Origin of the sequence: Klebsiella sp. 141162 (assembly GCF_050600755.1) — a bacterium.
GTDB lineage: Bacteria > Pseudomonadota > Gammaproteobacteria > Enterobacterales > Enterobacteriaceae > Klebsiella > Klebsiella aerogenes.
The window spans coordinates 26,218-49,398 of the sequence record NZ_JAQIRI010000011.1 but is presented as its reverse complement, the minus strand read 5'-3'; the positions used below and the strand labels follow the sequence as shown (position 1 = coordinate 49,398).

Sequence of the window (23,181 nt, the reverse complement as noted above, 5' to 3'; positions counted from 1 at the left end):
TAAATGCCCAGTATTACTGTATCTACATCAGCAAGATATCGGTTGGATTCCGCCGCCTTTGCTGAATTTTCTATTGCCCTGGCAAATTTAGCCAAAGAGATACTGCAAGCTAAAGACAATAATATCCACATTACTTATCTCACTGCTGAAATCGGCTATGGTACGCCGGTTTATGTCGAGGCAAAACTCAGACAAGAAATATTTCGTAGCGAGCCGGTGATGAATGAATTTTTACATCAGGTAGATTTGTTAATTAAAGAGAGGATCGGCGTTGTGGCGAGAATTCGCTGTTTCCTTTATCAAGCCAATAATATTTTCGCTAAAAATTAAAGGATAAAATATGAATGAAAAATTGCCAATGAAGGACCTTGGGGATGTCTTAGTGACTGCGGTTAGCGATGGCTACTTGCAGGTTGACTTCGGGCTACTGGCAAATGTAGATGAAACGGAGTGCAGGGCCATTCAGCAAAAATCCTGTCCTGAGGAACCAAATTCAGTTCATATCAATACCTTTTTAGTGCAACAGCAGGGGAAGAATATCCTCATTGATAGCGGTGCTGGTGGCATTAAAGGTTGGGGGGGCGGTTTAGTTAAGAATTTAGCTAAACTGGGCTTGCAACCAGATGATATTGATGCCGTTCTACTCACTCATGCTCATCCCGATCATATTGGTGGCCTGGTTAATGCTCAGGGAGAAGCTATATTTCCTCGCGCGGAGCTATTCATCAGTCGTGATGAATATGATTATCTGCAAGACGATAACCAGTTTGCGACGGTCAGCGATCGCGTTAAAGGTAATTTCCTGTTGGCGCGCAGCGTTTTTAAACAGTATCAAGATCGGCTTCAGTTAATTGATGATGGTGAAGTGCTTGCCGGCATACATGCTATTCCCTTGAAAGGCCATACACCTGGACATACCGGCTATAGCATTGTCGGGAGTCATAACAGCCTATTGATTTGGGGGGATATTGTGCATTTCCCACATATTCAGCTATTAAAGCCGGATGTCACTATCGCCTTTGATTATGATCCACAGTTGGCAGCGGAGACGCGTGCGCGCATCCTTGAGATGGCCAGCTCCGATCAAGTTCTTGTTGGCGGTATGCATTTTGGTCAGCAGGGTTTTGGTTATATTAAAAAGCTTAACACAGGATATTGCATTATTACCGATGAGTAATAGACATTAATCTGAGTCGATGCTGCTTTGCCGTTATTAATTTTTATACCAGTAATCATCTTTCTATTTCAGAATAACTTGGTGATATAAAAATACCATCTGTGGAGGAGTGTAATGAGTTCTGTAATAACAAAAGAAATGAGTAGTGATAAGCTTTACGGTGAAGCACATATCACGCCAGGGATGCAATCAATAGCGGCAGGAGCATTTTCAGTGCGGCCTAAGCTTCCTTCCATCACCGGAAGCAGGTTTTGGGCTGCTTTTTTAGTTTTTTTATTTCATGCATCACTGCCCAGCGATCTCGCCCCATTCGCCAATCCGACGATTCAACATATCTATACCGTTATTGTCGGTAAAGCTGGTTGGCTGGGAGTGTCATACTTCTTTATTTTGAGCGGGTTTATCATGGTATGGTCCGCGAAAGATACGGATACCGTTGGTGATTTTTATCTGCGGCGTTTTGCTAAAATTTATCCAACACATTTCCTGACATGGTTGGTTGCATTTTTAATTGGTGCAGTCAGTATTTATCAATATAAATTATGGTCGACCAATCTGCTGTTGGTGAATACCTGGTTTAACGATGTACATTACTTTTTCGTTGGTAACCGGCCGAGTTGGTCTTTATGCATCGAAGCGATGTTTTATCTCTCTTTTCCATTCCTTTACCGGATTATGAAGACGATCCCGACAAAGCATGATTTATTTGCTCTGTTGTTGGTCACAATGGCATCGTTAGCAGTCCAGGTTGCGATCTATCTGTGGGCTGAACCGAATAAAATGATGGGAGCATTCCCTATTTCCCAACATCATTTCTGGATTTCGTATATTTTCCCTCCGGCACGTATTTTTGAGTTTCTGGCCGGTATGTTTGCTGCACGACTACTCATCAATGGCCGGGCAATTATGTTGTCGAAAACGGTATCACTTGCTTTACTGGTGGCAACGTATATTGCTTCTATGTATATTCCATACCAATTTAGTATGAGTGTCGTATTTATCATTCCTGTTTGCTTGTTAATTACCTCTTTTGCCGGCGATGACTTGAAAACCAGGAAAACTGCATTGAATTCGCCAACCTCGGTTTGGTTAGGAGAGATCTCTTATGCATTCTATATGGTTCATTTCTTAGTACTGTTTTATTTTTTGAATTTAACGGCAGGAAGAAAGTTTGATTTAGCTGAAGGGATTGGGCTTATCGCTGTTGCTCTGGTTCTGTCAATTGCTTTCGCCGCTTTTTTATACAAATACTTCGAAGTACCAATGATGAAAACGATTCTGGCAAAGTTTCGGGAAAGAAGGTTGGTCAGCCTGCGCGAACCCTCATGATGACAGATTGAATATTCAGCATTTCTGGTGGGAGGCATGCGTCAATGAGATGCACTCCCACGCTTTACTGCTTAATCAGTATGAAAGCCGCAGCTTTCTACAAGATTTTCCTTGAATGACAACATATCCCCGCTAATCACCTTTACCGATCGTCTTCAATAGGTAGGTGTATTTTATAATGTGGTGCGAGCATAATTTATGCAGTTCATATGAGTTAGTTAATAACCGATATCGCGCAGCCGAGGATCCTGGAACACAGAGGTCATCATACCGGTGAATTTGGCGATATCCAGATAGGCACAGTCTGTTCGGTACACCAACTCTATTTTGAAGTCATTGAACTGCCCGGAGAGCTGATGAATCTTAATCTTGCTCTTAACTTCACTACTAATAGAACAGCGCAACACCAACGATACCCCTTTACCCGCGGCAATGCTTGAGAACAGCACTGGATAAGATCCGCATTCAACGACACGTTTTGGCGTGATATTGCCTTCATTGAACAGCACATTGAAGTTGCGCGTAGACGTTGCACATTTTTTACTACTGAGCAAAAAGACTTCGCCATCCAGACTGGAGATATCAGTAATGGGAGGTTGATTTTTCTCGGTGATAATTACCAGCTCGCTTGAGAGCAATATGGAACGTGCATGTTGTGTATTGGAAAATCCGGCTCCAATAATTACCGCATCAAATTCGTTTTTATCAAAGGCGCTGAGCAAACTAATTGTGTTGCCGATTGATATGTCGATGTTCCAGCCCAGCTCCTGGCCTAAATCAATCAAGGAACTAATAATATAGGGGGGTAAACATTCAATTATTCCAACTCTTATCGTCAACTGACTGCTTTTAGAGTAGGAAATGTTGTTTTTGCAATCGTCCGCCAGGTTCAGAATTTTGAGTGCATACTCATAAAGTATCTGGCCTTGCGCTGTGGGAGTGCATCCTTCGGTTTTCCTGTCTAACAGGGTGACATCCAGGTTGTCCTCGAGACTTCGTATTCGGTGGGAAATGCTTGATTGCACTCGATTCAGGCGCTCTGCGGCTTGGGTTATATTCCCTGTCTCCACCACCGTCACGAACGCAAGAAGTTCACTTAGCTTCATTTGAGACCTCATGCTAAAGGTTAGTTTAATGTTGCAATGGTATTTATAATTTGTGACGTTTGTTTTGTCATCATGTTTCTAATTGCCAGTGTTGGTAGTGCTGGCAAGAGAGCGTCACAGCGAAGACGTTCGACATCAATAAGCTTATTCGTATATCAATTCGTATGCCCTGAATCTCCATTGCAATGAGCCATGCTCTGTTGAATATCATTAAGGTATCAATCTTTTCGATGAATACCTCGATTTTATTCGCTGGTTTTTTATTGCTGCGCCAATTACGATTTATTCAGTAAGGCCAATTATTCATTTTATAATCAAGTGGTTACGCATCCTCTTGTATTCAGTCATCTCGCTTTTCTGGCCTTTATTACTCGTATTGATGAAACCTTCATTTCGTTTATGGGATAAAACATGGCGCACGCTGAGTTTGATAAAATAATGATCGATCTGGTTGATTATGCCTACGAGCAAACAGCCTTTAATAATGAGACGCTCCGGATGGCGCGTTTTTGTCTGCTGGATTCAATTGGCTGCGCGATAGCCGCCTCTACAGATGCCGACTGTTCCAGACTCATGCGCAGCGCGCAATTCAGTCGCAACCCTCAGGGGGTCCCGGTCATGGGGACGCCATTGCGGTTAGGGCCAATCGAAGCGGCTTTTCAAATTGGTTCGATGATCCGCTGGCTTGAGTTTAACGATACCTGGCTGGCGCAAGAGTGGGGACATCCGTCCGATAACCTTGGGGCAATCCTGGCCGCTGCCGCGTGGCGGAGCCTCTCCGATAGCGCCCAGCCAGAGGTAAGTATGGCGGCGGTTCTGAACACCATGATCAGGGCGTATGAAATTCATGGCGTACTGTGCCTGTCGAACTGTTTTAATGCGCTAGGTATTGATCATGTCGTGCTGGTCAAGGTGGCTTCGGCGATTGCAGCTGCACAGATCATGGGATTATCGAAGGATCAGGCGCTGAGTGCGCTTTCCAACGTGATTATTGATGGCCATGCGCTCAGAACTTACCGACATGCACCTAATGCAGGCACCCGTAAATCATGGGCCGCCGGCGATGCCACAGCTCGCGGACTGCAATTGGCGCTGTTTGCCCAGGCAGATGAAATGGGGTATCCGACGGCGTTAACGGCTAAACGCTGGGGATTTGATGACGCGGTGCTACGCGGTCAGTCGTTCAACCTGACGCGAGATCTCTCAGACTTCGTCATCAATAATATATTGTTTAAAGTTCCCAATCCTGCTGAATATCATGCTCAGACCGCGGTCGAGGCGGCAATTAACCTGCGTGGAAAAATACTTGCCGCCGGTTATTCACCTGAATCAATCGAATATGTTCGCGTAGAAACGACGCGTCCGGCGATTCAAATTATTGATAAATCAGGTGTGCTGAATAACTCAGCCGATCGCGACCACTGCCTGCAATATATGGTAGCGGTAGGGCTACAAACTGGAAATCTGACGATTAGGGATTTCCATGAGCCATTGGCCTGCGATCCGCAACTGGAAGCCTTACGCCACAAAATTACCTGCACTGAACGTCCTTCTTTTACCGAAAGCTACTACGACCCAGAAAAACGCGCGATCCCGAATGCGCTGTACATTAAATGTCGTGGAATGACGGAGGAGATTGCCGAGCTTATTGAATATCCGCTTGGTCACGTCCGCCGTCGTGAGGAGTGTTTTGACGCACTGTTAACCAAATTCCATCTGAATCTTTCAGACAGCCCGCTCCGCGATCGGGCGGACAGACTGGCCGATATCCTGACCACTGGCCCGGCGCTTGAGACTATGTCTGTTAATGAGTTCCTGAAACTTTTTTCCTGGCATTAATCCATTTCTGAATCATTGACATAAATTTATAACGCTAAAGGTGAATGAAGTGAAAAAGGCAATACTGGTTGGCTGTGGTGCAGAGATTGGCGCAAATCTGTTGATTCAAAACGATCCGCAGAATGATGGTTTCGTGGTGCAGACCGTAGTAACGAATCCGCCTGCTACTGATAAACACTATCCGGAGTTACGTCCGATTGATGGCATTGTGGCGCGTCTGGCGATGGCGCAACCTGGCATTCAATCCCGGGTCGAGATAATCAATGACGATACGTTGCAAATTGACGGTCGTGAAATTCATTTCTTCTTTGGCGATTTAGCCAAAGTGTGCCCACCCGTTAACGGGCGCTTTGATATCGGTTTTATTGCCACCAGCAAACAGGATATGGATCAGCACAGTCCTGTGGCTCGCAACATGCAGGAGCTGGCCAATGTAGTGCTGGGTGTCGCTGAGGCTGATAGCCTAAAAAGTATTTATGGCTGCCTTGGCGATCTGACGAGTGACGATATCAGTACGATTCAGCGTAAGGTAGTAAGTTCTGGTATGTACTGTCTGGGTTCCTGCCAGACCAATGGGATGCATGCTTCATTACGTGTTGTGGTTGAGGCACTAAATGCTATCCATGGCAACGCTTCGCAAATTGTGTCGGTTGAAACCGATATTGTGCATCCAGATACGCCGAATGGCGTACTTGGCACTCGCTCCTTTGAAGGCCGTATGCAGGATGCTCGCGACAATCTGCGTCCCAGCTTCTCGCAAATTGCCATGAGCCAGAAAAAAGTTATGCCGTGGGCGCCGTTGGTGAATACGGTGTCGCTTCGCGCGCCAGTTCATGCCCCTGGCTATCAGATTAACCGCTTTATCGTCGAAGATAACGGTGCTTTAACGACTGGTTTAATTGAAGCCGCTATTGAGCGCGTGAACAAGCTGCATCCTCATGTAGTGATGGCCTCGCGGTCGCCTCTTGGGGGACGCGCTTATGCTTATGAGCGCCGCTGTTCGACAATTCTCTCTGACGCTAACCATTTACTCATTCTTCGACCCGCATATCTGGCGAAGCAGAATCTGAGCGAAGTGATTATCCAGTCCTTTGTTAACAATTCGGTAGGGTATACCGCAGTTGTTCGCGCCGTTGCGCGCAATATTGCCCAAGGTCTACCGGTGGCAACCTTTCAGGAGATTGAAAAATGACACGTTCCCATACCGTTGATTTTTTAAATTCTGGTTTTGTGGTGAAAACCGCCATGTCTCCTGATTTTAATAGCAAGCTAAAGGCTGAGGTTGAGCAAATCCGCGCATTACATGCTCTTTATCCGGAACTGATGGTGCCGGTGTTACACGAGGGAGTTGCCGCCGGACGTCAGTTTTATGTTCTGGAAAAGAAAGCCTCACTTCCGCTATCGGCTATCGTGCTTGATGAACAAAGGACGCTCGCGGCGCGGCGCAAAATAGTTCTGAATGCCCTGGAGAACATCCAAACCGCGATTGGACTGGAGATAGAAAACCAACCTGCAGGGGTCAGCGATATGCCTGCCAGGTTGCAGGAGGAGTGGGAAGCTACGCGATTTGCGCACGATCTGTTTGATAAACCGGTTTTACTGAATGGCGTCCGTTTTAGCATTACCGCCAGAGAGGTTATCGAAAAAGCGATCGAGATGGCGCGTGGTGAAGAATTTCGATCGGTAGAAAAGGCTCATTTCAATTTTCACTTTGGCAACGTGCTTTATGACGAAGAACGTTCATTGACTCATTTCATCGATCCTGATTTTTCCGTCAGTGGCCTCGATCCCCTTTTCGGCTTTTCGCGCTTTGCTTTTTCGTTCTGGCATGAGCTGGCAGCCGAGGTTGAAGACGCAGTGAAAATGGTACCGATGTCTGACGCACTCATGTTTGTTCTGGCGAAACAGGATTACGGCAATATTCTCAGCGAAATTCCGGAAATTGGCGGTATTTCCGGGCTGCTGCCGATAATGGGCGAGAATATGCGTCATCGCTTTTATGTCCTCACCGCTTACTGCTTCCTCAGGAGCATCCGTATTAATGGCAGCAAGCAGCCGTGGAAAACGCCGCGCTCTCCGGTTATCGCCCGGCCTGAGGAGGTACTTATGCTTGGGATGCTGACCTATCTCGAAGGGGCGAGCGTCGCGAGCGAAAGTCTGTGCGCGTAATTTCATTCTAATAAAGGACCTGCGGATATGTCGTTGGTAAGTAGTAGTACTCTTGATCAAGGTTTTGAGGCGCCGAGGCGCTATTTAGCCGCCGCGGCCATATTAATTGGCGTGCTGATGGCGGCGCTGGATAGCTCTATTGTCAATATCGCATTGCCCACCATTGCCAGTGCGTTACAGGTCGATTCGGCGTCCAGTATCTGGATCACCAACGGCTATCAGGTAGCCAGCGCGGCGACGATGCTGATTTGCGCGTCCCTGGGCAGCAGAATCGGTGAGAAGCGTTTTTACACGGCGGGAATGGTGTTATTTACGCTCTCTTCGCTGGGCTGTAGCCTTGCGCCGACCTTTGGCGTACTGGTTACCATGCGGATACTACAAGGGGTAAGTTATGCGGTCATGATAAGCGTGGGGCTGGGATTATATCGGGTTATTTTTCCACCTCGCGCGCTAGGAACGATATTCGGGCTGAATGCGCTGGCCTTTGCGGTTGGCACGGCAATCGGTCCGGCGTTGGGCGGACTTATCATTTCGTATCTTTCCTGGCCGTGGCTTTTCTATATCAATATCCCGCTTGGCGGCGCTGCGATTATTTTCTCCCTGATTTCATTAGGGGCGGATAACGAAAAGGAGAAGGGCTTTGATTGGGCAGGGGCTCTGAGTTCGGCAGCGGCATTGGGCTTGATGGTGGTGGCAGTCGATCAAATTGGCCGCTGGGAGAGCCTGACGCTTATCTATTGCGCGGCGGCGTCAGTGGCGTTATTTGCCTTCTTTATTATCGTCCAGACGCGAGCAAAGCACCCCTTATTGCCGCTTGATATATTTCGTTCACGGCAATATAGCTTTGCGGTGCTTTCATCCGTCTCTATGTTCGTGGCTCAGGGAATGGCGCTGGTCGGCTTACCGTTTGTGTTGCAACATAGCTATCACTATTCAGTGCTTGAATCGGCGTTTATCTTTACGCCGTGGCCGGTAGCTGTCGCCTTCTGCGCCCCGGTAGCGGGAAGACTGTCAAACCGTTTTAATCCGACGCAAATTTCTACCGTCGGGGTGGTTATCTTTTGTCTTGGCTTAGGGTCGTTGGCGCTATTGCCGCACGCCGCGACGGTGAATGATTTCTTGTGGCGCGTTGCCGTTTGCGGGGTGGGGTATGGCTTATTCCTGCCGCCAAACAACAAGGAGATGTTTGCCAATGTTTCAGCAAATCGCACGGTAACGGCCTCCGGCGTGCTATCAACGGCCAGGACGACAGGGCAGTCCATCGGTGCGGCGCTGGTGGCGATGGTCATTGCGCTGTTGAACGGCTTAACCGGCCCAGGCGGCGCACAGTTTGCCGTTTATGTGTTTGGCTTCGCCTGCGCTATTGCGGCAATATCCTCTATTGCCAGCACCTTACGCTTGCATCGCTAAAGAAGGGAATGCCGGTAGTGGTGAAAATGCAACCGCTACTGGCATGTTCGATTATGTGTTTTTAGCATTTTTACCCGCTTAGCTCCGGTATAAAATTTTTAATACATTCAGCAAAACAGATTGTTTTCTTTCGTTATAATAAGGCACTTGAATGCGCTGACGCCCGGACTGGACCTGCTTTCTGATGCTGGACATACAAAATATCGCCTGCCTGCGGGATGAACGAACCCTTTTTACCCACTTATCGTTTTCGGTACAGCCAGGCGAGATTATTCAAATTTCAGGCCCCAACGGCGCGGGAAAAACCTCGTTATTACATCTCTTAACCGGGTTATCGACGCCAGAAGAAGGGGAAATTCTCTGGCAGGGCAAACCGCTGCGGCGTACTCGCGATAGCTGGCACGCGCAGCTCTTATGGCTCGGTCATCAGGTTGGTGTGAAAGGGGCGCTCACGGCGGACGAAAATCTGCGCTTTTACCATCCCGAGGCGACCATTGAGGCGCGCTGGCAGGCGCTGGCGCAGGTTGAGCTGGTGGGCTTTGAAGATGTTCAGGTAGCGCAACTCTCCGCCGGGCAACAGCGGCGCGTCGCGCTGGCGAGACTATGGCTCAGCCGGGCGACGTTCTGGATTTTAGATGAACCCTTCACCGCGCTCGATGCGGCTGGCGTACAAACGCTGACCACCCGGCTGGAGCAGCACGTCGGCCAGGGCGGTGCGGTCATCCTGACCACCCATCAACCCCTGCGCCCGCTCTGCGTTCCCTTACGCACGATTATGCTGAATGACGATGAGGCGGCTGCGGCATGATCAAGCAGATATTCTGGCGCGACCTGCGCCTTGCCTTTCGCAATTACGCCGAAATTATCAACCCGCTGTGGTTTTTCCTGATTATTATCACCCTGTTCCCCCTCAGTATCGGCCCTGAACCGCAGCTGCTCCGGCAGATTGCGCCGGGCATTGTGTGGGTGGCGGCGCTGCTCTCTTCGCTGCTGGCAATGGACCGGCTGTTTCGCGATGACTGGCTGGATGGCTCGCTGCAGCAAATGATGCTGATGCCGGTACCGCTGTCGCTGGTGGTGCTGGCAAAGATTGCGGCGCATTGGGTGGTCTCCGGGCTGCCGCTGCTGATAATCTCTCCGCTGATCGCCATGTTATTTGGACTTTCGACGGCGGAGTGGCAGGTGCTGGCCCTGACGCTATTGATGGGCACGCCAACGCTGAGCTTTATTGGCGCCATCGGCGTGGGGCTGACCGTCGGCCTTCGGCGCGGCGGCGTATTGCTGAGCCTGCTGGTGCTGCCGCTGATGATTCCGTTACTGATTTTCGCCACCGCCGCCGTGGGCGCGGCGCAGATGCAGTTACCGGTTGACGGCTATATGGCCATCCTTGGCGCCTTTCTGGCAGGAAGCGCCACTTTAAGTCCGTTTGCTACCGCGGCGGCACTCAGAATTAGCGTGCAATAATTCCCGTTCCCTCGGGGCAATGAGGCAAAAAAAATGTGGAAAGTGTTACATCAACTCGCCATTCCAGAGCGCCTGTATAGCGTATGCGGACGATGCATTCCGCTGATGGCTATCCTCAGCGCGCTGTTTCTGGTGGTGGGCTGCGTCTGGGGATTTGTCTACGCCCCGGCAGATTATCAACAGGGTGAAAGCTATCGCATCATGTATCTGCACGTCCCGGCGGCGATGTGGTCGATGGGGATTTACGGCTCAATGGCCGTGACCGCTTTTGTCGGCCTGGTCTGGCAGATGAAAATGGCGGATAAAGCGGTGATGGCGATGGCGCTGCCAGGCGCGGTTTATACCTTTATAGCGCTGGTGACCGGTTCCGCGTGGGGAAAACCGATGTGGGGAACCTGGTGGGTGTGGGATGCGCGTCTGACATCCGAACTGGTCCTGCTGTTTTTATACGTCGGGGTGATTGGCCTGTATCACGCTTTTGACGATCGCCGGCTGGCCGGGCGCGCCGCCGGGATACTGGTGCTGGTCGGGGTGGTCAACCTGCCGATTATTCATTATTCCGTGGAGTGGTGGAACACCCTCCATCAGGGCTCGACCAATATGCAGAAAACCATCGACCCGTCGATGCGCATGCCGTTGCGTTTAACCATTTTCGGTTTCTTATTCCTCTTTATTACTCTGACATTAATGCGTATGCGTAATTTAATTCTGTTGCAGGAGCGCCGCCGCCCGTGGGTCGTGGCGCTGGCTGGCGCAAGTAAGCGTGAGGAGAACTCATGACCAGCGCTTTTCACTCCTGGAGCGATTTCTGGCAGATGGGCGGCTACGCCTTTTATGTCTGGCTGGCGGTTGCAGTGACGGTCATCGCGCTGCTGATTTTGTTCATCCACACCCGCTGGCAGCGCCGGGCGCTACTGGCGGATATACGCCGGCAGATGGCGCGCGAGCGCCGGGTATCGGCGGCGCGTAAGCAAAGGTCAATGAAGGGAGATGCGTTGTGAATCCTCGGCGTAAAGTACGTCTCTGGCTCGCCTGCGGAGTGATTGGGGGGCTGGCGCTGACCGTTGGTCTGGTGATGTATGCATTAAGCTCCAATATCGATCTCTTCTATACACCGGGCGAAGTGATATACGGCAAACGGGAAAATGGCCAGAAGCCAGAGCCGGGGCAGCGTCTACGTATCGGCGGCATGGTGATGCCCGGCAGCGTGAAGCGTGACGATAAAACCCTCGATGTGACCTTCAAACTCTATGATGCCCGCGGCGTCGTCGAGGTGAGCTATACCGGGATCCTGCCGGCGTTGTTCCGCGAAGGGCAGGGGGTCGTAGCCCAGGGGACGCTGCAGGACGGGACGCATATCCGCGCGAAAGAAGTGCTGGCGAAACACGATGAAAATTACACCCCTCCGGAAGTGAAAGAAGCGATGGAAGAGAATCATCATCCGGCTGAGAAGCCGCAGGGAGCCGCGCAATGATCCCTGAAATCGGCCTCTTCCTGCTGTGCCTGGCGTTGGGCATTTCCTGCCTGCTGGCGCTATTTCCCAGCTGGGGCGCGATGCGGCAGGATGCGCGGATGATGGCGCTGGCGAAGCCGCTGTCGGTAGCGATGTTTGCCGCCATCCTCGGGGCGTTTCTCATTCTGGTGTACGCCTTTGTGGTGAATGACTTCACCGTTCTGTATGTCGTCAGTAACTCGAATACGCTGCTGCCGGTGTGGTATCGCGTCGCGGCGACCTGGGGGGCGCACGAGGGATCGTTGTTGCTGTGGGTATTGCTGATGAGCGGCTGGACCTGCGCGGTCGCGGCCCTGAGCCGTAATATTCCGCTGGAAGCCTCTTCGCGCGTGCTGGCGGTGATGGGGATGATCTCCTTCTGCTTCCTGGCGTTTATCCTGCTGACCTCAAATCCGTTCGTGCGCACGCTACCTGATTTCCCCATCGAAGGGCGCGATCTGAACCCGATGTTGCAGGATATCGGGCTGATCTTCCACCCGCCTATGCTGTACATGGGCTACGTGGGCTTCTCCGTGGCTTTCGCTTTCGCCATTGCGTCGCTGATGACCGGGCGTCTTGATAGCGCGTGGGCGCGCTGGTCACGGCCGTGGACGCTGGCGGCGTGGAGCTTTCTGACGGTCGGTATCGTGCTGGGGTCTGCGTGGGCCTATTATGAGCTCGGCTGGGGCGGCTGGTGGTTCTGGGATCCGGTAGAAAACGCCTCCCTGATGCCGTGGCTGGCGGGAACCGCGCTGATCCACTCGCTATCGGTCACCGAAAAGCGCGGCAGCTTTAAATCCTGGACCGTGCTGCTGGCGATTCTGGCGTTCTCGCTGTGCCTGCTGGGCACTTTCCTGGTGCGTTCCGGGGTACTGATTTCCGTACACTCCTTCGCTTCTGATCCTACGCGCGGCATGTTTATTCTGGCGCTGCTGGTGATCACTATCGGTGGTTCGCTGCTGTTATTCGCCATCAAAGGCGGCAAGGTACGCTCCCGGGTGCGTCACGAACTGTGGTCGCGCGAGTCGCTGCTGCTGGGCAACAATGTGCTGCTGATTGCCGCCATGCTGGTGGTACTGCTGGGAACGCTGCTGCCGCTGATACATAAGTTATTGGGATTAGGCAGCATTTCTATCGGCGAGCCGTTCTTTAATTCCCTCTTTATTGCGCTGATGATCCCGTTCTCGCTGCTGCTTGGCATCGGGCCGCTGGTGCGCTGGCGTCGCGATGAATTCCACAAGCTGCGTAAGCGGCTGCTGATTGCCGCGGTGGTTGCCATCGTACTGGCCATCGCACTGCCGTGGCTGATGCAGGATCGTATTAAAGCCATGACCGTGGTTGGCCTGCTGATGTCGCTATGGGCATTCGTGCTTACCGTGATGGAAGTGGTGGAGCGCGCCACCGACCGCCACCCCTTCTGGCGCGGGCTGACCCGCCTCGGACGCAGTCACTGGGGAATGGTCGCCGGCCACGTAGGGCTGGTGGTCACCGTCATTGGCATCGCCTTCAGTCAGAATTACAGCATCGAACGCGACGTGCGGATGAAGCCGGGCGATAGCGTCGATATCCACCAGTATCACTTTGTGTTCCGTGACGTGCGGGATATCACCGGGCCGAACTACTTTGGCGGTGAAGGGGTGATCGAAGTTTCGCAGAATGGCCGTCACGTGAGTACGCTGCGGGCGGAGAAGCGCATTTACAGCAGCAGCCGCATGGAAATGACCGAAGCCGCCATCGACGGCGAGCTGGTACGCGACCTGTACGCTGCGCTGGGTGAAGAGCTGGCCGACGGTAGCTGGGCGGTGCGCTTGTACTATAAACCTTTTGTTCGCTGGATCTGGTTCGGCGGGATGTTAATGGCGTTTGGCGGCGTGCTGTGCATTCTGGACCCACGTTACCGCTTACGTAAATCACTGCCGGAGAACGCGTCATGAACCGCAAAGTCTTATATTTACCGCTGGCTATCTTTCTGATTCTGGCGGCGGCGCTGATGTGGCAACTAATGCGCAACAGCGACGGCGACGATCCTACCGTGCTTGAATCGGCGCTGGTGGGTAAGCCTCTGCCGGATTTCCGCCTGGCGTCACTGGAAAAACCGGATGTCATGCTGGATCCCTCTAACATTATCAATGGTAAGCCGGTGCTGATTAACGTCTGGGCCACCTGGTGCCCCACCTGTCGGGCGGAGCATCAGTATTTACGCTCCCTGGCGGCGCAGGGTATTCGCATCGTTGGCATCAACTATAAAGACGATCGCCAGAAAGCGGTGAACTGGCTGCACGAATTGGGCAACCCGTATGCGCTGGGGGTGTTTGACGGCGACGGCATGCTGGGGCTGGATCTTGGCGTGTATGGCGCGCCGGAAACTTTCCTCATCGACGGCAAAGGCATTATCCGCTACCGCCATGCCGGCGATGTGAACGAGCGGGTCTGGCAGCAGGAGATTCTGCCGCTGTGGAATAAATACAGCCAGCAGGGGGGCGCGTGAGATATCTGCTCATCACTTTACTGACGGCGCTGCTCTCGTTTCAGGCGCTGGCGGCGATTGATACCTATCCATTTAAAGATGAAGCCCAGGAGCAGCAGTTCCGCCAGTTGACCGAACAGCTACGCTGCCCGAAATGCCAGAACAACAGTATTGCCGATTCGAACTCGATGATTGCCGCCGACATGCGCAAAAAGGTCTGGCAATTGATGGAGCAGGGACAAAGCAATCAGCAAATCACCGATTACATGGTGGCGCGCTACGGCAACTTCGTGACCTACGAACCGCCGGTGACCCCCGCGACGATTATCCTCTGGCTGCTGCCGGCTTGTTTCGTTGTGGGCGGCGCGCTGGTGATTTTCCGTTTAAGCCGTCGCTCACGGGCTGAACGCATCAGCGAGCTGAGCGCGCAGGAACAGGAACGCTTAAAGGCGCTGCTTGATGACAATAAAAGGACCCTGAAATGATTGTCGCTTTGCTCATCATGTTGGTGTTACTGCTGGGAACCGCGGCTCTGCTGTTTATTCCGTGGAGCGGCAGGCAGCGCGTTGACCGCAATACCATGAACCATATGATTTATCGGGCGCGCCTGCAGGAGCTTGATGAGGATCTTTCAGCGGTGAACGCGGCGCAGCAACAGCAGCTGGTTGACGATTTACGCTTGAATTTATTGGAAGATTTGCCTGAATCTGCCGAAACGAATCACAAAAATAGTAGTTATTGGGTGTATATTCTTGGGGTTATTATACTAACCTCTTTATGCGTAGGGGTTTTTATCCGAACGAGTTACATGACCCGCGTGGTTGAGTGGCAGCAAGTTGTCCAGCAAACGCCGCAGCTGATGCAGCGGGTGATGGATCCGCAGGGCAAACCGTTGTCGGAAGAAGAGCTGTTTCGACTGGCGCTGGGGTTACGTACCCGCCTGCAGCAATACCCGGCCGACCAGCTGAGCTGGACGATGCTCGGCAGGCTGCAACTGGTGCTCAATAATCCAGGCGCCGCGTTACAGGCGTTTGATAAGGCACGACAGCTGGCGCCAGGCAACGCCGATGCGCAGCTGGGATACACCGAAGCGTTACTTCACTCTACGGATCCCAACGATAGCCGTGAAGCCCAGCAACTGCTCGATACGTTGCTGAAGAATAATCATAACGATGTGCGGGTGCTTAGCCTCGCGGCGTTTAACGCCTTTGAACATCAGCAGTATGACAAAGCGATCGCGGCGTGGCAGCTGATGCTGCAACTGTTACCGGCGGATGATACTCAACGTGAAATTATCATTCGTAGTATTGACCGGGCGAAAAAAGAACAAGCCGCTACACTGAAATAATTAAAATAACGTGAGTATTGCTCGAAGGCATATTGGATTTGCAATGGGTTATCGCTCTGAAATCACAGGATAATCATCCCCGGCTGATTATCCTGGCTCCGAAAATCTCCAAAAACACAGTTGGATTAGAAGGTGAGTGCAATCGTTATAGATTTATTTATATAACGATTGCCATCTGGCAGGGACTTTTGCGTCTTTCATTTAGGAAAAGGGTTAAATAATAAGATGAGTAAACTTTCACTGGAACGCTCTGGTAGGCGAAAAATTATATTTATCGCCTTGCTGGTTGGGATCATTATTGGCGTGGTGTTGCTGGCCGGCACTGCGACTATTATGCATAAAACCAGCGATACCGAATTTTGTGTGTCGTGTCATACCATGCAGCAGCCTCTGGCGGAATATCAGGGCAGCGTGCATTTCCAGAACGATAAAGGTATTCGCGCCGAGTGCGCCGATTGCCACGTTCCTCATCAGCCGATCGATTATATGCTAACCAAAATTGGCGCCCTGAAAGATGTCTGGGGTGAAATGACCGGCAAAATCGACACCCCGGAAAAATACGAGGCGCATAAACTGGCGATGGCCCAGAGCGTCTGGGATGGGTTGAAGAAGAGCGATTCGGCGACCTGCCGTTCCTGCCACGACTATAAAGCGATGGATATTCTGGCGCAGACTCCTGAAGCCCGTAAGCAGCACCCGGTCGCGATCAAAGAGGGCGAAACCTGCATCGACTGCCATAAAGGCGTGGCGCATATTCTGCCGAACATGAGCGGCCTGGCGGCGGCAGGGGCGAGCGAGCTCGCTAACGCGGCGGCGAAAACCCCGGCGACCGCGACCACTCTTTACACCATTCAGACCCAGCCGTTCTGGCTGAGCGAGAAAGCGGGTGACCATAACGACGGTAACCTGATGGCCTCCACTGAAGTGAAAGTGGTGAAACGTGAAGGCGACATGGTGCTGGCGGATGTTCATGGCTGGCAACAGGATGGCGTTACCGAAGCCTTCTACGCCGCGCGCGGTAAACGCATTATGAGCGCGCTGCTGGGCGAAGAGGCTCGCAAAGCGTTAAAAGTCTCTGGTTCCGTTACCGATGAAGAGACCAAACAGGTCTGGCATGAAGTCGATCTGCAGGTCTGGCTGCCGGCGAAAAATCTGATTGGCGATCAACAAAAAATCTGGAGTTACGCTTCTGAATTAATGGCTAACAACTGTACCGGCTGTCATGGCCTGACCGAGTTGAATCGCTTTAACGCCAACCAGTGGATTGGGGTGGTTAAAGGTATGTCCGGCCGTACTTCACTGACTCAGGAACAGGTTCGTCTCCTGACCCAGTACGTACAAAAACATGCGAGCGACATGCCAGCAGCGGCCAATCAGGACAAACAATAAGGAGCCATGATGAAAAAGAATAACGATTATGACATGGCGGATCAGAGCCAGGAACCCGGTATGAATCTGACGCGTCGCCGTTTTCTGGCTGGCGCCAGCGCCCTGATGGCGGCGCCGCTGCTGGCGGGGTTATGGCCGCGTTCGGCGCTGGCGGAGGCCATCAGCCAGGCGATGCCGCAGTTTATTGCATTGCGCCAGGCGGAAAGCGGGATTCTCACCGGCGCCCACTGGGGCGCGTTTGAAGCCATCGTCCGCGACGGCAAAATGGTTGACGTACGCCCGATCAAAGACGATCCGTATCCCAACGAACTGATTACCATGGCGCCGTATCAGGTTCACGCCGAAAACCGGATTAAATATCCGATGGTGCGTAAAAGCTGGTTAGAAGGCGGGGCGAAAAACGGTAAGCCAGAGCTGCGCGGCCGCGATGAGTGGGTCCGCGTCAGCTGGGATAAAGCCCTGCATCTGGTGGCGGGTGAAATCAGCCGTCTGCAAAAAGAGCATGGCCCATCATCTATTTATGCCGGTTCTTACGGCTGGAAAAGCGTCGGGATGTTCCACAACCCAAGAACGCTGCTGCAGCGCATGATGAACCTGGCGGGCGGCTTTGTCGGCTATTCCGGTGACTACTCCACCGGCGCGGCGCAGGTGATTATGCCGCACGTGGTCGGTTCCGTTGAGGTTTACGAACAGCAGACCGCGTGGCCAAACGTGATTGATAACAGCGAGCTGGTGGTGATGATCGGTTGTAACCCAATGATCACGCTGAAAAACAGCTGGAACCTGCCGGATCACGTCGGCCAGACGGGCTTTGAAGCGCTGAAGAAAAAGGGCACCCGGATGATCTGTATCGACCCGGTGCGCAGCGACAGCGCGCGTGAGTTAGGCGCCGAGTGGATCGCCCCGCGCAGCTACACCGACTGCGCGCTGATGGCGGGGGTGGCCCATACGCTGCTGGCTGAAAATCTGCATAACCCAGATTTCCTGAAAACCTACACCGTAGGGTTCGATAAATTTGAAGCCTACCTGAACGGTAAAGAAGATGGCGTCGTCAAGGATGCCAACTGGGCTGCGGATATCAGCGGCGTTGATGCAGAGACCATCAAGCAGCTGGCGCGAGATATGGCGAAGCATCGCACCATGATCATGGGCGGCTGGGGCATCCAGCGTCAGCATCATGGCGAACAGGCCCACTGGATGATGGTGACGCTGGCGGCGATGCTGGGGCAGATTGGCCTGCCCGGCGGCGGTTTCGGCTTTAGCTATCACTACTCTTCCGGCGGTAGCCCAACCGCGCGCGGCGGTATTCTGGCGGGGATCTCCGCCGGTAGCCCAACGTCGCCGGCGGCGAAAGATATTACGCCGTTCCCGGTGGCGCGCATCGCCGATGCGCTGGCGAACCCAGGCAAGACCATCGACTATAACGGCACGAAAGTCACCTATCCGGATATTAAAATGGTGTACGTGGCGGGCGGTAACACCTTCCACCAGCATCAGGATACCAACAACCTGGTGAAAGCCTGGCAGCATCCGGAAACCGTGGTGGTGAACGAACCGTACTGGACGGCGACGGCGAAACACGCGGACATCGTACTGCCGGTGACCACCACCTACGAGCGCAACGACATGGATATGGGCGGCGACTATTCGCAGCTTTATGTCTTCCCGCTGCGCCAGTGCGTACCGCCGCAGAACGAAGCGAAAAACGACTTTGATGTCTTTGCGGGGATTTCCGAGATCCTTGGGGTGCATGAGGCCTTTACCGAAGGCAAAGATGAGATGCTGTGGTTGAAGGGCATGTATGACGAGATGAAAGCCCAGGCGCGCAACGCTCGCGTGGCGCTGCCGCCGTTTGATATGTTCTGGGCTTCCAACAACTACATTCGCTTCCCGATCCCGCAAGAGAACACCCAATGGGTGCGTTTCGCCGATTTCCGTGAGAACCCGCTGCTCAACCCGCTGGGGACGCCGTCAGGGAAAATCGAGATCTACTCTGACGCCATCGCCAAAATGGGCTACGAGGACTGCAAAGCGATTCCAACCTGGATGCCGCCGCACGAGTGGTATCGCGGGCCGGAAGCCGAGAAATATCCGCTGTCGCTCAATACCGGTCACCCGATTAACCGTCTGCATTCTCAGCTCGATAATACGCCGCTGCGCAAGAAATACGCGGTAGCCGATCGCGAAGCCATCTGGATCCATCCGAAAGATGCGAGCGCGCGCGGCATCAGTGAAGGCGATCTGGTTCGCGCCTTTAACGATCGCGGGCAGATCCTGGTCGGAGCGGTGATTACCGATAACGTTCGCGAAGGCGTGGTGCGCATCAGCGAAGGGGCATGGTTTGATCCGGCCGATCCGTCACAGCCGGGATCGCTGTGTAAAAACGGTAACGTCAACTGTCTGACCTTTGACGTCGGCTCCTCCAGCCTGGCGCAGGGGAACTGTGGCCAGATGTCGCAGCTGCAGATCGAGAAGTACACCGGACCGGCGCTGAAAAACACTGCGCACGATGTGCCGGTAGGCGCGTAACCCGCAGCCGGATCTGAAAGACAAAACGGACACTTCCGTAAGGGGTGTCCGTTTATCTGATGAAAGTGAATATATTCACGGCATCGCTAATTTTATAACGTCTTATTCCCTGTACTGCATGAGCCTGGCTTTTGGATATATACCTAAATGTATGCCAATCGCCTCGTTTAAAACCCTTTCAGAAGCATTTATCCAGTTCGTGGGAAAGCTTATTGAGTTCGTTCTGAATGTATTTACGGCGCTGTTTTAACAGTACGCGGGCTGGAATGACGCGCTCGATAATTGTCGGTTTCTTATATACATACTCTGTCACGAGCTGTTTAATATCTTTCTCTGACCAACCGTCCATCACCGGCGTTGGGTTGTAGAGAAGATTTGACTGGAGGGCAGGGGCAACCTCCTCATCCAGAATCACAAAGATCTCTTCCCGACTTAAACCAGACTCCTTTAACTTCTGCGCCATCCATCGGTAGTCGTAGTCCTGGAGTTCGCGCCCGGTAAACAGCTCCGATAATGCGTGCCAGACAGGAACTCGGGTCATCAGTTGAGCTTCTGTTAGTTGCATATTAGTTTCTCCCCTGTGGCCGGCAATACCCAATGGCCCGATGCTACAGTGTATGTCAGATATCTGGATAAACGATAGTCAGAAATAGCACCGGACTTACAAGGCAAAAATATCTGGCCTGAATATAAATAACTCGATACTCTGAAATAATATTAACAGTAAGCGATCTTCTTAATGCAGATTAGAACTTACTGAATAAGATCTTTTTGATGCTAATGTTTTAATAAAAAAAGGATTTTTTCCAGGAAGCTACGCCATGTTTCACCCCACGGTTCGGGATGGAACCTGTCATTCGCAATTTTCTTCATAATGGAGCTAAGCGCTTCTTCATCTTCGATTTCTAATAAAGAGGAAATTTCTAATTTAGCATCTTCAATTGATGAAATACTATAGTCACGATATCTGTCGATAATCTCATTAATCGAATTGCCAAAATCATCGTGCTCGTTACTAAAATAAATAGTGAGCATATCCTGTATGGCAGGGTACTTACGACCCGGTTTTTTATCCCATATATGGGTAAGACGTGAGAACATAGTACGGTTTCCCCTGATAAACTTGTTTCAGTAACACTACACGGACAGTATAACTGGTTTCTTTGACATTTAGTCCCTGCCGGAACCCGTATCCAATTGCACTACCGGTTTTATAGGTCAATTCAAGTGGACGAGAACCTGCGCCTGAATTTGCCCAATATACTACTTTGAGTTTATTGGCTTTTAATGCGTTACTGATAGCCTTTTCCGCATGTTGTACAGAATAAAATGATGATACAGACCTCATCTGAGGGCTTCGCGCCAGACGTTCCAGTAACTCTTTTTCTGAAATCGATACGTGTTTGGATAGCGTGTGACCGCCAATTTTTACTGGGCGTACGGCTTCATGATCTATGATTCTAAAATTTCCTGCGCGGACATAAGCAACACGAGCAGCGCCTAAAGCGAGGCCAAATGCAGCCGGGACAGCAATATCTACGGTCAGGCCAATGCTCATTGCTGTCTTTTCGTCGGCGCCTAACTGACGTGCAGTTTCAACAGCTAACTGGTAAGCCGCTGTACGGGTATCGCGGCCTGTGATGATTTGGTCAATTGATGCATGAAGGCTATCGAGTCCATGGGCGCCAACGACGACACAGGCCGCTTTGGTCAACATAGTTGGGTCAGGAGCCGCGCATAAAATCGTAGCTCCGGCTAATTCAACAGTACTCATTGCTACATCGAGCCCACCTAGCAATCTGTTTTGTAGTGTCTCCGCTTCTGTCACTGTTTTATCAGACATTACTGCCGCCAACTGAACTGGCGACATTACAATATATAATCCATTATTCATAGTGCCCCCTGATATCTACCTGGCGATAGTAAAAAACATTATCGTGATTCGCAAATGAATCTCTACAAGTAATTTTTGTTTCTTGGCTTTTGGTTTTTTTACGGGTGAGTTTTGTCGGTGTAACCTATAATTTGGGCTTATATAAAACTATGTTTTATATGATCGAGAGAGGTATCGGCAAATTTTTTACATAGTGTCTTTCTATATTTAAAAATATAGCGATTGATTCACTTTAAGTTGTTAGATAATATTTTTATGAGTTTTATATATGGTGCTGGGTTTTATTCGTAGTATAAGACTGGCAGGATCGTCTACCGGGGTGTGTTCAGTCCCTTTTGCCGGGTTTCCATAGTTTTAGGCACCTCAAAAACAATAAAGCTTTATGAGGTGCCTAAAAGGTTCGGATTTAATGATTTCTCTTCGGACTTCGCGGGACAAATTCAAGGCACAAAAAAGCCCGCAGGGCTTGCGCCGTGCGGGCTCTTAGGACTTCATCGGATGACTCTGGTAATCACCGATGGAGAATTTTGGTGGAGCTGGCGGGAGTTGAACCCGCGTCCGAAATTCCTACATCCTCGGCACTACATGCTTAGTTTGTCTTTACATTCGCACGCCAGCTGCGGACAGACACGCCACTAACGAACTAGCCTGATTAGTTTTAGCACTTCAACCCCAGGCAGGGCATCCGCGCGATCTCTTTTGGGTTTGACCTCTCTTGATCCCCGTCCTAAGAGCGGAGGCTAGGGAGAGAGGGCTCTAAGCAGGTTATTAAGCTGCTAAAGCGTAGTTTTCGTCGTTTGCGACTATTTTTTTGCGGCTTTTTACGAGGCCAACCGCCCCTCGGCATGCACCTTGGGTTTCGCGAATCCCGTCGAATCCAGAATCAGCCCCAATGTGTACTTGAAGTATAACAGATTTGTGAGGGTGGTTACCAGCCCCTGCAGCGAGGATTCTGGCGGCATATCGAGTGAAAAAGCAGCGACAACAGCAATATAGCGTGGGGCCAGGGAAAGCTGGCCCGCAGATAGAGGGGAGATTATCGCCCGGCGTTCTTCATGATGCGCGCTTTATCTACCGCCCATTCACGATCTTTCACGTCGGTGCGCTTATCGTGCTGTTTCTTACCTTTCGCCACGCCGATTTTCACTTTGCACCAGGCGTTCTTCCAGTACAACGACAGGGCGACGACGGTATAACCTTCGCGGTTGATGCGGCCGTATAGCGCATCGAGCTCGCGCTGATTAAGCAGTAGCTTGCGGGTACGGGTCGGATCGCAAACGTAATGCGTGGAGGCGACCGCCATTGGCGTAAAGTTGGCGCCGAAAAGATAGGCTTCGCCATCTCTCAGAATGACATAGCTATCGCCGATGTTGGCTTTGCCGGCACGCAGAGATTTCACTTCCCAACCCTGCAGCGCGAGGCCTGCCTCGTATTCATCTTCGATAAAGTATTCGTGACGGGCGCGTTTATTCAGCGCAATGGTGGCTGATCCAGGTTTGTGGGCTTTTTTCTTAGTCATAATGTCCTGAAGTCATCGCTAGTTCTAAACATTGTTACCTCAATCCTTC

23 protein-coding genes and 1 other RNA gene are annotated in these 23,181 nt (G+C 51.6%); 18 read left to right on the top strand and 6 right to left on the bottom strand.

The genetic code is table 11. The features are described 5' to 3' along the window. Positions 1–3: 3 nt before the first annotated feature. The 3 genes from PGR23_RS21685 (at position 4) to PGR23_RS21675 (ending at position 2,506) form a co-directional block, all read left to right on the top strand. The gene (locus tag PGR23_RS21685; RefSeq protein ID WP_045395158.1) at positions 4–330 is read left to right on the top strand and encodes a hypothetical protein; all 327 of its coding nucleotides are present in this window, start codon (positions 4–6) and stop codon (positions 328–330) included. A gap of 10 nt (positions 331–340) precedes the next feature. Then, positions 341–1,177, top strand: coding sequence for an MBL fold metallo-hydrolase (locus PGR23_RS21680; protein ID WP_047044388.1), 837 nt, complete (start codon positions 341–343; stop codon positions 1,175–1,177). A gap of 114 nt (positions 1,178–1,291) precedes the next feature. After that, positions 1,292–2,506 (top strand): acyltransferase family protein, encoded by a 1,215-nt coding sequence (locus tag PGR23_RS21675; protein ID WP_047078457.1) that lies wholly within the window; start codon positions 1,292–1,294, stop codon positions 2,504–2,506. A 218-nt stretch (positions 2,507–2,724) separates the two neighbouring features. On the opposite strand, the gene PGR23_RS21670 is transcribed toward PGR23_RS21675, so the two are convergent. Next, a complete protein-coding gene (locus PGR23_RS21670) occupies positions 2,725–3,612 on the bottom strand; it encodes a LysR family transcriptional regulator (protein WP_047044392.1) in 888 nt (295 codons plus the stop codon). Between the two features lie 411 nt (positions 3,613–4,023). Here PGR23_RS21670 and PGR23_RS21665 point away from each other — a divergent pair, with 411 nt between their 5' ends. The 15 genes from PGR23_RS21665 to torA all read left to right on the top strand — a co-directional run bounded on the left by PGR23_RS21665 (position 4,024) and on the right by torA (position 19,719). After that, positions 4,024–5,451, top strand: coding sequence for a bifunctional 2-methylcitrate dehydratase/aconitate hydratase (locus PGR23_RS21665; RefSeq protein ID WP_047044395.1), 1,428 nt, complete (start codon positions 4,024–4,026; stop codon positions 5,449–5,451). A gap of 49 nt (positions 5,452–5,500) precedes the next feature. Then, positions 5,501–6,643 (top strand): hypothetical protein, encoded by a 1,143-nt coding sequence (locus PGR23_RS21660; RefSeq protein ID WP_045395149.1) that lies wholly within the window; start codon positions 5,501–5,503, stop codon positions 6,641–6,643. Then, entirely contained in the window at positions 6,640–7,620 is a 981-nt protein-coding gene (locus PGR23_RS21655) for a hypothetical protein (protein WP_396279477.1), read from the top strand. The genes PGR23_RS21660 and PGR23_RS21655 overlap by 4 nt, the downstream gene beginning before the upstream one ends. A gap of 27 nt (positions 7,621–7,647) precedes the next feature. Further along, on the top strand, positions 7,648–9,030 hold the full coding sequence (locus tag PGR23_RS21650; protein ID WP_047050258.1) for an MFS transporter: 1,383 nt from the start codon (positions 7,648–7,650) through the stop codon (positions 9,028–9,030). A 184-nt stretch (positions 9,031–9,214) separates the two neighbouring features. Beyond that, positions 9,215–9,838: a cytochrome c biogenesis heme-transporting ATPase CcmA gene (ccmA, locus tag PGR23_RS21645; protein WP_045395142.1), complete on the top strand. Its 624-nt coding sequence runs from the start codon at positions 9,215–9,217 to the stop codon at positions 9,836–9,838. Further along, positions 9,835–10,494: a heme exporter protein CcmB gene (gene ccmB / locus PGR23_RS21640; RefSeq protein WP_045378271.1), complete on the top strand. Its 660-nt coding sequence runs from the start codon at positions 9,835–9,837 to the stop codon at positions 10,492–10,494. The genes ccmA and ccmB overlap by 4 nt, the downstream gene beginning before the upstream one ends. 33 nt (positions 10,495–10,527) lie before the next feature. Next, complete coding sequence (locus PGR23_RS21635; protein WP_045378274.1) at positions 10,528–11,274, top strand: heme ABC transporter permease; 747 nt, start codon at positions 10,528–10,530, stop codon at positions 11,272–11,274. Next, entirely contained in the window at positions 11,271–11,495 is a 225-nt protein-coding gene (ccmD, locus tag PGR23_RS21630; protein ID WP_045395139.1) for a heme exporter protein CcmD, read from the top strand. Before PGR23_RS21635 ends, ccmD begins: the two co-directional genes overlap by 4 nt. Then, positions 11,492–11,968 carry a cytochrome c maturation protein CcmE gene (ccmE, locus tag PGR23_RS21625; protein WP_015703212.1) on the top strand — a complete coding sequence of 159 codons (477 nt, stop codon included), beginning with the start codon at positions 11,492–11,494 and terminating at the stop codon, positions 11,966–11,968. Before ccmD ends, ccmE begins: the two co-directional genes overlap by 4 nt. Next, complete coding sequence (locus PGR23_RS21620; protein ID WP_430915657.1) at positions 11,965–13,920, top strand: heme lyase CcmF/NrfE family subunit; 1,956 nt, start codon at positions 11,965–11,967, stop codon at positions 13,918–13,920. Before ccmE ends, PGR23_RS21620 begins: the two co-directional genes overlap by 4 nt. Next, on the top strand, positions 13,917–14,474 hold the full coding sequence (locus PGR23_RS21615) for a DsbE family thiol:disulfide interchange protein (RefSeq protein ID WP_015370115.1): 558 nt from the start codon (positions 13,917–13,919) through the stop codon (positions 14,472–14,474). Before PGR23_RS21620 ends, PGR23_RS21615 begins: the two co-directional genes overlap by 4 nt. Further along, positions 14,471–14,938 (top strand): cytochrome c-type biogenesis protein, encoded by a 468-nt coding sequence (locus PGR23_RS21610; RefSeq protein ID WP_047044404.1) that lies wholly within the window; start codon positions 14,471–14,473, stop codon positions 14,936–14,938. Before PGR23_RS21615 ends, PGR23_RS21610 begins: the two co-directional genes overlap by 4 nt. Continuing rightward, positions 14,935–15,801, top strand: a complete 867-nt coding sequence (ccmI, locus tag PGR23_RS21605; protein WP_045395133.1) for a c-type cytochrome biogenesis protein CcmI — start codon at positions 14,935–14,937, stop codon at positions 15,799–15,801. Before PGR23_RS21610 ends, ccmI begins: the two co-directional genes overlap by 4 nt. Positions 15,802–16,026: 225 nt before the next feature. Beyond that, on the top strand, positions 16,027–17,190 hold the full coding sequence (locus PGR23_RS21600) for a NapC/NirT family cytochrome c (protein ID WP_006798114.1): 1,164 nt from the start codon (positions 16,027–16,029) through the stop codon (positions 17,188–17,190). Between the two features lie 9 nt (positions 17,191–17,199). Beyond that, entirely contained in the window at positions 17,200–19,719 is a 2,520-nt protein-coding gene (torA, locus tag PGR23_RS21595; RefSeq protein ID WP_020078142.1) for a trimethylamine-N-oxide reductase TorA, read from the top strand. A gap of 178 nt (positions 19,720–19,897) precedes the next feature. Here the strand turns inward: torA and PGR23_RS21590 are convergent, their stop codons facing one another. From PGR23_RS21590 to smpB, 5 genes are all read right to left on the bottom strand, one after another. Next, positions 19,898–20,284 carry a DUF7079 family protein gene (locus tag PGR23_RS21590; protein ID WP_047044410.1) on the bottom strand — a complete coding sequence of 129 codons (387 nt, stop codon included), beginning with the start codon at positions 20,282–20,284 and terminating at the stop codon, positions 19,898–19,900. Between the two features lie 212 nt (positions 20,285–20,496). After that, positions 20,497–20,820, bottom strand: coding sequence for a contact-dependent growth inhibition system immunity protein (locus tag PGR23_RS21585; RefSeq protein WP_047044412.1), 324 nt, complete (start codon positions 20,818–20,820; stop codon positions 20,497–20,499). Next, positions 20,789–21,613 carry an RNase A-like domain-containing protein gene (locus tag PGR23_RS21580; protein ID WP_047044416.1) on the bottom strand — a complete coding sequence of 275 codons (825 nt, stop codon included), beginning with the start codon at positions 21,611–21,613 and terminating at the stop codon, positions 20,789–20,791. Before PGR23_RS21580 ends, PGR23_RS21585 begins: the two co-directional genes overlap by 32 nt. A 528-nt stretch (positions 21,614–22,141) precedes the next feature. Further along, positions 22,142–22,504: a transfer-messenger RNA gene (gene ssrA, locus PGR23_RS21575) on the bottom strand. Positions 22,505–22,649: 145 nt separating this feature from the next. Then, positions 22,650–23,132: an SsrA-binding protein SmpB gene (smpB, locus tag PGR23_RS21570; RefSeq protein WP_015370247.1), complete on the bottom strand. Its 483-nt coding sequence runs from the start codon at positions 23,130–23,132 to the stop codon at positions 22,650–22,652. Between the last annotated feature and the right edge of the window lie 49 nt (positions 23,133–23,181).